A 9,894-nucleotide genomic window follows, 5' to 3' on the forward strand; every position below is an offset into this window, starting at 1 on the left:
CATGCCCGACGACATCGCCAAGCCCCACCGCGCCGAGGGCTTCGCCACGCGCCTGACTCATGCGGGCCGCTCCAGCACGCACAGCCATGGCTTCGTGAACCCGGCCGTGCATCGCGGATCGACCGTGCTGCATCCGGATTGCGTCAGCCGCCGGGAATTCGGCAAGGATCGCTTCAACCGCGTGATGACCTACGGCACGCAAGGCGGGCCGACGCAGTACGCGCTCGAGGACGCGATCTGCGAGATCGAGGGCGGCACGCGCTGCGTGCTGGTGGGTACCGGCCTCGCCGCGGTGACGGTGCCGCTGATGGCCTTCCTCAAGGCCGGCGACCACTGCCTGATGCCCGATTCCGTCTATGGGCCGGGGCGCAACATCGCGACCGGGCTGATGGCCGGCTATGGCATCGAGACCACCTTCTACGACCCGGTGATCGGCGAGGCCGAGATCGCCGCGCTGATGAGGCCCAACACCAAGGTCGTCTACACCGAGAGCCCGGGTAGCCACACCTTCGAGCTGCAGGACATCCCCGCCATCGCCCGCGCGGCGCATGCCAAGGGGGCCAAGGTGCTGATGGACAACACCTGGGGCATCCACCACTTCATGCCCTTCGAGCATGGCGTGGATGTGTCGATCCAGGCGCTGACCAAGTATGTGGCGGGCCATTCGGACGTGCTGCTGGGCTCCATCACCACGCGGTCGGAGGAGGATTACGTCACCATCCGCACCGCGGCGGGGCAGATGGGCCATTTCGCCGCACCGGACGATTGCTGGCTGGCGCTGCGCGGCGCGCGCACCATGGCGGTGCGGCTGAAGCACCAGGAAGAGGCCGGCCTTGCCGTCGCCCGCTGGTTCGAGGGTCGGCCAGAGGTGCTGCGCGTGCTGCATCCGGGCCTGCCGTCGCATCCCCAGCACGCGCTGTTCAAGCGGGACTTCACCGGGTCCTGCTCCCTGTTCGGCGTCGTGTTCGACCCGCGCTACACGGAAGCGGAGATCTTCCGCTTCATCGATGGCCTGGCGTTGTTCGGCATCGGCGCGTCCTGGGGCGGGTTCGAGAGCCTGGCCCTGCCAACCACTGGCTTCGTGACGCGCACGGCGACGAATCCGGATCTCGGCGGGTTCACCGCGAGGTTCCATATCGGGCTCGAGGATGTCGGCGACCTGATCGCGGACCTCGAACAGGGCCTCGCAACCCTGCCGAAGTGAGGATTCGGGCCCCGGGGAGCGGCGCCAGGGCGCTGATTCCCGGGGAAAAACCACGTCAGGCTGAGGTCTTGCTTGACGTTCCAGCCGCGGACGCTAGTTTGCGGCCTCTCGCGCCCGGGGCGGGTTCGCCCGCGGGCCATGGAGTTGTGTCATGGCGAAGTCGAACACCATCCTGATCCGTCTCGTGTCCAGCGCCGATACCGGCTACTTCTACGTCACGAAGAAGAACACGCGCACGATGACCTCCAAGATGGAGAAGAAGAAGTACGATCCGGTCGCGCGCAAGCACGTCGTCTTCCGCGAAGCCAAGATCAAGTGATCCGCGGGCGGGCAAGGCCCGCCCAGGTTCATGCCGCGTCTTCCGGACGGGCGCGCCTGCGGGCAGCGCCCGTTTGTCGTTGGGGACGATCCTGACGGTCGGTCGCTGGCGGATTCGCACCGATGTGAGCAGGGACGGTCAGCACCGAATGCCTGCCGTCCACGGACCAGGCCTTTGGCGGGGTGCGCGCCGTTGCGGGATGAGTGGTTTGGAGAGGCGCGCCGCCCTTCTCCAAACCTCACCCCGCCAGGCCATGACTGGCCTGGACCGCCGGAACTTGGTTCCCGGCACGACGATCGAGCCATCACCGGAAGGCTGTTTCGCGGGCAGCAAGCCCGGAAGGAATGCCGGGCTTCGGGCACGGCGCGTCTGTCGCCTCCGCAGAACCCCCTGCCCCGCCCGACTCCAGGTGACGGTTTCCAAAGGCCTCGGGCCTTTGGCGGGGTGAGGCTTGGAGGGGGGCAGAGCCCCTCTCCAATTCCGTCATCGCCCCGCTTTCCGCGCCCGGGAAGCGAGGCTCGCCCCTGCTACTCCGGCTGCCCGCCCCAATCCTCTGCGGTCGCGACTTCCACGCGGTTCCGCCCATTCCCCTTGGCCCGGTACAGCGCCGCATCCGCCGCGCCGATCAGCCCATCCGCGGCCGCCTGGCCGCGTGCGATCGCCATGCCGATGCTGACCGTGACCGTGACCGTGATGCCCGGCCCGGCGACCACCGGCACGTCGGCCATGGCGGCGCGCAGGCGTTCGGCCGCTGCGCCCGCTTCCTCCTCCGCGGCACCAGCCATGACGACGAGGAATTCCTCCCCGCCATAGCGCGCGACGACGTCGACGGCGCGCAGATGCTCGCGCAGCCGGGCAGCGACCTCCTTCAGCGCCAGGTCGCCGGCGGCGTGACCGTAACGGTCGTTCAGCGGCTTGAAGCGGTCCACGTCGATCACGAGCACCGCGGCCGTCGCCCCGGTGCGCAGCAGCGATTCGAGGTGACGGCGCACATAGCGCCGGTTGCGCAGCCCGGTCAGCGCATCGGTGACGGCCAGTTCCAGCGACCGGTCCAGAGTCTCGCGCAGCAATTCCTGATAGCGCCGCCGGCGGAGCTGGTTGCGCACCCGCGCCCGCAGCTCTGGCGCGTCGATCGGCCGCATCACGTGGTCGGAGACGCCGAGGTCGAAGGCCCGCAGCACCACCTGCCGCTGGTCCTCGTCGGCGAGCAGCACCAGTGGCAGTTCCCGGCTGTCGCCATGGGCGCGGAGGCGGGAGGCAAGCCGCAGCGGGTCACCACCGGGCAGCGGTACGCTGAGCAGGGCGAGGTCGTGCAGCGAGTCCTGGAGCTGGTCCCAGGCCGTCGGCTCGTCGGCCGCGTGGTCCAGCACCATGCCGTCGGCGGCGAGCGCCGTCGCGACAGCCTGGACCTCGTCAGGCTGGCCGCCGGCGAAGAGCAGGCGAGCGCCCTGGAAATCCTCGGCCGGCGCGCCGGGTGAATCGAAACCGAGCTGTTGCGCCGTCTCGGTGCGCACGCGCCAGGCATCGAGCACCTGCTTCATGCGCAGCAGCGCCCGCAGCCGCGCAAAGAGCAGCACGGTGTCCACCGGCTTGGAAATGAAATCGTCCGCGCCCGCTTCGAGTCCGCGCACGCGCTCGGATTGCTCGGTGAGCGCGGTGACCATGACGATCGGGATATGCGCCGTGCTGTCCTGCGATTTCAGGCGGCGGCAGACCTCGTAGCCATCCATGCCCGGCATCATCACGTCGAGCAGCACGATGTCAGGCGACCAGGCGGCGGTGAGGGCCAGGGCTTCGGGACCCGAAGCGGCGAGCGCAACCTCAAAGTATTCGGCCCGCAACTTCGCTTCGAGCAGGCGAAGATTCGCGGGAATGTCATCGACGACCAAGACGCGCGCGGTCACGCGATGTCTCCCGCTTTTCTGCAATCCAACCGTAACTGGCCAGACCAGATAACCAGACCTATCAGGGCTTGGGTGACAAGCCCTTGAATTGTCACAGTATAGTCATGGAGCTGTGCATGTCCGAGATGACTGCCGGAGAGCGTGCAACCGAGGCCGCGCAGAGCGGCTTCAGCCTGTTCCTCCGGCGCTGGGCGGCCAATCCGCTGCAGATGGGCTCGGTCGTGCCCTCCTCGCCGGCGCTCGGTCGCCGCATCGCCGCGCAGATCGCCTGCGGCCCGGATGAGGTCGTGGTCGAGCTCGGCGCCGGCACGGGCGCGATCAGCCGCGCGTTGCTCGCCGGCGGCCTGCCACCGGACCGCCTCGTGGTGGTCGAGATCGTGCCCGAGATGGCGCAGCACCTGGCGCGCAGCCTGCCCGGCGTGACCGTGGTCCAAGGCGACGCCTTCGCGCTGCCCGAGGCGCTGCCCGCCACGCTGCACGGCAAGGTCGGCACCGCGATCTGCGGCATCCCGCTGGTGCTGCTGCCGCTGGAACAGCAGCGCCGCTTCGTGGCTGCGGTCGAGGCGGTCGCGCCGGGGCGCGGCTTCCTGCTCTACAGCTACTGCATCACCTCGCCGCTGCCCTGGCGCAAGCTGGGCCTGACGGCGCGGCGCGAGGCCTGGACGCCGCTCAACCTGCCACCCGCGAGCGTGTGGCGGTATCGTCCTGCCGGCTGAAAGCCGCATCCATCCCTTCCAAGCCGTGCTCACGATCCCCGGGTCAGTGTCGCGCGTCCTCGCCGGAAGGTGAAGAGGGCGAAAAGACAAGCAACCCAGGCGCGAAAAGCGCGCCATCTCTTCATCTCCACAACGGAGCGGCCCGACGCTGGAGATCGGGCCGCTCCGGCGCAGCGCAAGGGCGCCGTGACCGCTCCCCGACCGGGGCGGAAGGGCGGCCGGCATCAGGCGCTGGTCAGCGTCGCCTCCCGCCCATCCTTGTGACGCAGATGGGCGATCAGGCGCGAATGCGGGCTCTGGCGGATCTTCACCACATCGCCCAGGCCGCGGGCGGCGAGTGCCGTGTGCAGCGCCTGCGTCTCGGGATGCTCGGCTTCCAGGGCCGCGAGGCGCCAGCCCGAATCCTTGACGTGCTTGTGCACCTTGTCGCTGTCCCACTGGATCAGCGGCGGGATCAGGTTGTCCATGTCCGTACGCTGCGGCGGAAAGGCCATGCGCCAGGCGAAGTTGCCACGCGTCATGGCGCGGATCTCGCCCGAATGGGACGGGCCGAGTCGGGCGACCACCGCGTCGAGCGCCGGGGTCGAGGCGACATAGGCGACGAGCCGCGGCTCCGCTTCCAGCATGGTCTTCATGCCGGCCTCGTCCAGGTCGAAGAGGCGCGGCTGGGCGGGTTCCGGCTGGTCGGGATCGGCGGCGATGATCTCGAGGTAGCAGCCGGAGCCAAGGCCGAGCAGCATGTTGTGGGTGCCAAGGCCGGTGTGCTGGCCGCCCTTCACCGGCTTCACGCCGAGCAGTTCCTCGACGTAGCGGGCGCCCTGTTCCAGCGTGGCGCATCCAATGACGATGTGGTCGATCTCGGCCATGGCGTTCCTGGCGTTTCCTGTTGGCCCAGGCGCGGGTCAGCGCGCCTGGAACTGGGTCTTGCCGAACATGATCTCCCGTTCGGCGTCGGTCATCGTGCCCTGGCGCTGGTTCTCGGCCAGGATCGACACGCCCCGCTCTACACCGGGCCGGGCGGCGATGGCATCGTGCCAGCGTTGGACATTCGGATATTGACCGAGATCAACGTTGCGGCGTGCCGGATTGCGGATCCAGGGAAAGGTCGCGATGTCGGCGATCGAGTAGCCATCCCCGGCCAGGAAGGCCGATTCGGCGAGGCGCTTGTCGAGCACGCGGTGCAGCCGCGCGACCTCGTTGGTGTAGCGCTCGATGGCGTAGGGTAGCTTCTCGGCCGCGTAGTTGGCGAAGTGGCCGTACTGGCCGAACATCGGCCCGACCCCGCCCATCTGGAACATCAGCCATTGCAGGGCACGGTAGCGCGCGGCCGGGTCGGCCGGGATCAGGGCACTGCCAGCCTTCTCGGCAAGATAGATCAGGATCGCGCCGCTCTCGAACAGCGGGAAGCGGCCGCCGGGGCCTTCGGGATCGACGATGGCCGGGATGCGATGATTGGGCGTGATGGCGAGGAATTCGGGGCGGAACTGCTCGCCCTTGCCGATCGCGACCGGAACCACTTCGTAGGGGATCGGCTTCCCCTCCTCTACGAGTTCCTCGAGAAGGATATGGACCTTGTGACCATTCGGGGTCGGCCAGGTCCAGACCTGGATGGGTGCCGGCATGGCGTCGTCTCCTCTGGCTGTGCCGGAGCGTGCGCCGGCCGGGGCCATGTGACAACGGCACGGGCCGTGACGCAGGGCGCTTGCGGTGCGCCCGTGGGACCGTGAGAGTGCGGGGAGCGAGAGCAGAGGACCATGGTCGGATTTCCCGCCGCACGGCTGACGGACCTGCATATCTGTCCGATGTTCACGGTCCTGGTGCCGCATGTGGGCGGGCCGATCGCCGGTCCAGGCGCGCCGACCGTGCTGATCGGCAAGCTGCCCGCCGCGCGGGTGACCGACATGTGCGTCTGCGTCGGGCCGCCGGACATGATCGTCAAGGGCTCGGCCACCGTGCTGACCATGAAGATGCCGCAGGCGCGCATCCTGGATAACTGCGCGCATGGCGGCATCATCGTGCTCGGCTGCTTCACCGTGCTGGTCGGCGATGGCGGGGGCGGAGGCGGTGGCGGTGGTGGCGGGCCGGCGGCCGCGCTGCTGGCGAAGATCCTGGCCGGCAACTCGCAGATCAAGATCGAGGGACCGCCGGAATACCAGCTCAAGGTGATGATGAGCCTCGCGAAGCTCGCCGCGACGCCGACCGGGCTCGCGCTGCTGCAGAGCCTCGACGCCGCGCCGCACACCACGACGATCAAGCCGAGCCGCGACGGCACCAATTCCGAGGTGCCGGCGAACGAGCCCGCCGGCTATGTGAACCCGGTGACGGGCCAACCCGGCGCGGGCAGCAACACCACCGTCTACTTCAACCCGGACCGCGAGAAGCTGAACGGCCGGCCGGACCAGACGCGCGACCCGGCGATCGGCCTGGGGCATGAGCTGATCCACGCCAACCACGACACGCACGGCACCAATGTGCAGGCGACCAGCAACTACACGGGCGCTGACGGCAACACCTACAGCGCGCCCGGCTATGAACAGCAGGCGGTGGGGCTGGGTCCCTATGCCAACGATCCCTATACCGAGAACAAGCTGCGCCAGGAGTTCGACCAGCAGGGGATCAGCAAGTTCCCGCACGAATACCAGCGCCCACGCTACTGAAGCCGGAACGGAACGGAGTCCATGGCGAGCCTTTCGGTCACCATCAGCAGCCTGACGCGCGACGCGCTGTACCTCGACGTCGCGGTGGTCAACACGCGCCCGACCGACATCTACGTCGCGGCCGTGCTGTTCGCGACGGACAGCATCGGCAACCGCGACCGCGATCCCGCGCTGCTCTTCGCGGCGCGCGCGAGTTCCGGGCGCGTCATCATCGGCAAATGGGTGCCGACGCCGCCGCCGGGCCGGCGGCTGGAATCCGAACCCGTGCCCTATTTCGCGAAACTGAAGCCGGGGGAGCGGTGGGAGAATGCCTGCGGATTGCCGCTGCCCGTCACCTATTTCGGCTTCTACGGGCCGCCGCCCGATCCGCTGCCGGAACCGCGGATGCTGCCTTCGCTGGGGTTCAACCTCGGCATCCTGGATTCGGCGCGCTTCCCGCCGGGGGCCGGGGTGATCGTGCCGGCGATGGGCGCCCCCCCGGGCGCGCCCTGGGAATGCGACAGCGGCTTCGGCAAGCAGTTGCAGGAATTCCTCACCAGCGATATCGCCCTACCCGCACCCGGCATTCCTTCCCTGCTCTGAGGTTCCGCGTCGATGGACCAGATGGCGCCCCGGCCCAAGATCGCCGAGACCTTCATCCACCCCAGCGTGAAGCTGCGCGACACGACAATCGGCGCGCGCTGCGAATTGCTGGAACGCTGCGCGGTCGAATACGCGACGATCGGCGATGCGTCCTACCTGGGCCATGACTGCCAGGTCGCGGATGCGACGATCGGGAAGTTCTGCGCCATCGCCGCGCATGTGCGCATCGGCCCGCCGAACCATCCGATGGAGCGGCCCTCGCTGCACCGCTTCACCTATGTGCCGGAGTATTACGACGCGACGAAGCAGCGGGACGCCACGTTCTTCGCGGCACGGCGCGCGGCGCGGACCACGATCGGCAACGATGTGTGGATCGGGCACGGTGTCACCGTGCTGGCCGGGGTGACGGTGGGCGACGGCGCGGTGCTTGCCGCGGGCGCGGTGGTGGTGAAGGACGTCGCGCCCTACACCATCGTCGGCGGCGTGCCGGCGCGGCCGATCCGGGACCGGTTTCCGCGCGACATCGCCGCGTCCCTGCAGCGCATCGCCTGGTGGGACTGGCCATTCGAACTGGTCATGGAGCGACTGGAGAGCTTCCAGACCGACGACGTCTCCGCGTTCTGCGCGCAGTGGGACCGGGGCGCGGCCTGAGGATCGCTGCGGCGGGTTGGCTCCAGCGCGCGAAGGACGGACCGGGGGAAGGGCTTTGCCCTTCCCCCGGGCCCCACCCCAACAAGGGCCACAAGGCCTTTGGAAACCGATACTGGGCACCGGGCAGCAGGGCCCCTTCGCAATGTCAAAGGGCGCGTCGTGCACGGCGCCCACGCATGCTTCCTGGCATTGGGCACAAAGCGCGCGCTTCATGACTGGCCGAACTGTCGCGCAGGGCGCCAGATGACGGTTTCCAAAGGACCTGTGGCCTTTGGCGGGGACAGGTTTCGAGAGCCTCTCCATCCGCCGTCGCTCCGCCCGCGCCCCTTCCAACCCCACGGATCGGAACGCAGCATCAGGTCTGCCGCAGCCAGACCTCCTCGATCCGGTGGTTCTCCCCCTTCCGCATCACGACCCGCGCGCGACGCTTCGTCGGCTCGATGTTGTCGGTCAGGTTCGGCAGGTTGATCCGCCGCCAGATGTCGCGCGCGAGGTCGCTGGCCGCTTCGGGCGTCAGCTCCCGGTAGTTGTGGAAGTACGAGGTCTTCCTCTGGAAGACGGTGCGTTGCAGCTTCAGGAAGCGGTCGATGTACCACTTCTCGATCGTCGCGCTGTCGGCATCCAGGTAGATAGTGAAGTCGAAGAAGTCCGAGGCGACGGCCGCGCTGCTGTTCGCCGTCTGGAGGACGTTCAGCCCCTCGAAGATCAGGATGTCGGGGCGGTCCACGGATTGGTAGCGGCCAGGCAGTACGTCATAGGATTCGTGGGAATAGATCGGCACGCGCAGGTCCGGCGTGCCGGCCTTCACGCCTTCCAGGAAAGCCAGCATCTTCCGCAGGTCGTAGCTCTCCGGGAAGCCCTTGCGTTCCATCAGGCCGTTCGCCTGCAGCGTCTCCGTCGGATAGAGGAAGCCGTCGGTGGCGACCAGGTCGACCCGGGGATGCTGCTCTCCCCTGGCGAGCACGGCCTGGAGCAGGCGGGCGAAGGTGCTCTTGCCGACCGCGACGCTGCCGGCGACGGCGATGACATACGGCACGGTGGCGCGCGGCTGGCCGACGAAGGCGCCCTCCACCATGGCGCTCAGGCTCCGCGCCGCGGCGATGTGCAGGTCGACCAGGCGCACCAGCGGCAGGATGAGTTCGACGACATCGGCCAGCGTGGCCGGATCGTTCACCCCGGCGAGCGCCGGCAGGTCGATCTCGGACAGGGCGAGCGACGTGCCGCCCCGCAGCGCCGCCCATTGCGCGCGATCGAAGACCACATAGGGCGGGGCGAGGAGCGGCAGCGATGCCGACCCGCTCTGCCGGGTGTCCGCGAGGCCGTCCGGCCGCGTGGTCTGGGCGAGGTTCACCGCAGCGCCCCCGGACGCATCGCACCGGGCCGGCCTCGGGTCACGGGAAGGCGGCCACCCGCCGGGGAATGAGGCATGGGGAGGTCCTAGCCCAATGTGCCGTCGGGACCGGACGACGCGGTGCGGTTGCGGGTCGCGCCGGCCTGCTGCCGCGCGGTCAGCGTGCCCGGTCCATGGCGGTCAGCAGGGGTCCTGTCTGAGGGTGGTGGCCGTGCTTCAGCGTTGTCGCGCCGGACGCCCATGTGGGGAGTATGACGCGCTCCGCCAGCCCTGTGAATCTCATGCTGCCAGGGCGGTGAGGATGGCGTCCCATTCCTCGGCCAGCGTGCCGCGCGCCGCCGGGCGCCCGGCCCGGCGATACCAGTAGCCGGCGTTGGCCAGGTCGCCTGGACACTTCCGGCAACCCTGCTGAGAGGCTGGTTTGACGATTTGATCTGCCCGGGATGTTGCTGTGCGTTGGCTGATTGGCAACGGCTGGCTGGCTGATCGGGCTGTCACGGACGGCCCGCC

The 9,894-nt window shown here is 68.8% G+C and carries 10 protein-coding genes and 1 pseudogene; 6 read left to right on the forward strand and 5 right to left on the reverse strand.

Annotation, left to right across the window (positions count from 1 at the left end):
• Position 1 precedes the first annotated feature (1 nt).
• On the forward strand, positions 2-1,204 hold the full coding sequence (metC, locus tag KPL78_RS08735; RefSeq protein ID WP_219762502.1) for a cystathionine beta-lyase: 1,203 nt from the start codon (positions 2-4) through the stop codon (positions 1,202-1,204).
• 151 nt (positions 1,205-1,355) lie between these two features.
• Positions 1,356-1,523, forward strand: coding sequence for a 50S ribosomal protein L33 (gene rpmG, locus KPL78_RS08740; RefSeq protein WP_168041378.1), 168 nt, complete (start codon positions 1,356-1,358; stop codon positions 1,521-1,523).
• Between the two features lie 527 nt (positions 1,524-2,050).
• On the opposite strand, the gene KPL78_RS08745 is transcribed toward rpmG, so the two are convergent.
• Positions 2,051-3,427 (reverse strand): PleD family two-component system response regulator, encoded by a 1,377-nt coding sequence (locus KPL78_RS08745; protein ID WP_219762503.1) that lies wholly within the window; start codon positions 3,425-3,427, stop codon positions 2,051-2,053.
• Positions 3,428-3,543: 116 nt separating this feature from the next.
• Here KPL78_RS08745 and KPL78_RS08750 point away from each other — a divergent pair, with 116 nt between their 5' ends.
• On the forward strand, positions 3,544-4,143 hold the full coding sequence (locus KPL78_RS08750) for a class I SAM-dependent methyltransferase (RefSeq protein WP_219762504.1): 600 nt from the start codon (positions 3,544-3,546) through the stop codon (positions 4,141-4,143).
• A gap of 224 nt (positions 4,144-4,367) precedes the next feature.
• Here KPL78_RS08750 and KPL78_RS08755 read toward each other — a convergent pair whose 3' ends face one another.
• The gene (locus tag KPL78_RS08755; protein WP_219762505.1) at positions 4,368-5,009 is read right to left on the reverse strand and encodes a VOC family protein; all 642 of its coding nucleotides are present in this window, start codon (positions 5,007-5,009) and stop codon (positions 4,368-4,370) included.
• A gap of 36 nt (positions 5,010-5,045) precedes the next feature.
• On the reverse strand, positions 5,046-5,765 hold the full coding sequence (locus KPL78_RS08760) for a glutathione binding-like protein (protein ID WP_219762506.1): 720 nt from the start codon (positions 5,763-5,765) through the stop codon (positions 5,046-5,048).
• A gap of 132 nt (positions 5,766-5,897) precedes the next feature.
• Here KPL78_RS08760 and KPL78_RS08765 point away from each other — a divergent pair, with 132 nt between their 5' ends.
• The 3 genes from KPL78_RS08765 to KPL78_RS08775 are packed head-to-tail and all read left to right on the forward strand — an operon-like array spanning position 5,898 to position 8,033.
• Positions 5,898-6,800, forward strand: coding sequence for a M91 family zinc metallopeptidase (locus tag KPL78_RS08765; RefSeq protein ID WP_219762507.1), 903 nt, complete (start codon positions 5,898-5,900; stop codon positions 6,798-6,800).
• 21 nt (positions 6,801-6,821) lie between these two features.
• Entirely contained in the window at positions 6,822-7,382 is a 561-nt protein-coding gene (locus tag KPL78_RS08770) for a hypothetical protein (protein ID WP_219762508.1), read from the forward strand.
• 21 nt (positions 7,383-7,403) lie between these two features.
• Entirely contained in the window at positions 7,404-8,033 is a 630-nt protein-coding gene (locus tag KPL78_RS08775) for a DapH/DapD/GlmU-related protein (protein WP_219762509.1), read from the forward strand.
• A 355-nt stretch (positions 8,034-8,388) separates the two neighbouring features.
• On the opposite strand, the gene coaA is transcribed toward KPL78_RS08775, so the two are convergent.
• Both coaA and KPL78_RS08785 read right to left on the reverse strand, forming a co-directional pair.
• Positions 8,389-9,384, reverse strand: coding sequence for a type I pantothenate kinase (coaA, locus tag KPL78_RS08780; protein WP_369412694.1), 996 nt, complete (start codon positions 9,382-9,384; stop codon positions 8,389-8,391).
• Between the two features lie 279 nt (positions 9,385-9,663).
• Positions 9,664-9,894: pseudogene (locus KPL78_RS08785) on the reverse strand (hypothetical protein); the annotation flags it as partial.

It is taken from the genome of Roseomonas alba, from assembly GCF_019430885.1.
GTDB lineage: Bacteria > Pseudomonadota > Alphaproteobacteria > Acetobacterales > Acetobacteraceae > Neoroseomonas > Neoroseomonas alba.

Bases quoted from the DNA above. Each gene is read 5' to 3' on its own strand.
- metC (WP_219762502.1), top strand. From the start codon at position 2: ATGCCCGACGACATCGCCAAGCCCCACCGCGCCGAGGGCTTCGCCACG.
- rpmG (WP_168041378.1), top strand. From the start codon at position 1,356: ATGGCGAAGTCGAACACCATCCTGATCCGTCTCGTGTCCAGCGCCGAT.
- KPL78_RS08750 (WP_219762504.1), top strand. From the start codon at position 3,544: ATGTCCGAGATGACTGCCGGAGAGCGTGCAACCGAGGCCGCGCAGAGC.
- KPL78_RS08755 (WP_219762505.1), bottom strand. From the start codon at position 5,009: ATGGCCGAGATCGACCACATCGTCATTGGATGCGCCACGCTGGAACAG.
- KPL78_RS08760 (WP_219762506.1), bottom strand. From the start codon at position 5,765: ATGCCGGCACCCATCCAGGTCTGGACCTGGCCGACCCCGAATGGTCAC.
- KPL78_RS08765 (WP_219762507.1), top strand. From the start codon at position 5,898: ATGGTCGGATTTCCCGCCGCACGGCTGACGGACCTGCATATCTGTCCG.
- KPL78_RS08770 (WP_219762508.1), top strand. From the start codon at position 6,822: ATGGCGAGCCTTTCGGTCACCATCAGCAGCCTGACGCGCGACGCGCTG.
- KPL78_RS08775 (WP_219762509.1), top strand. From the start codon at position 7,404: ATGGCGCCCCGGCCCAAGATCGCCGAGACCTTCATCCACCCCAGCGTG.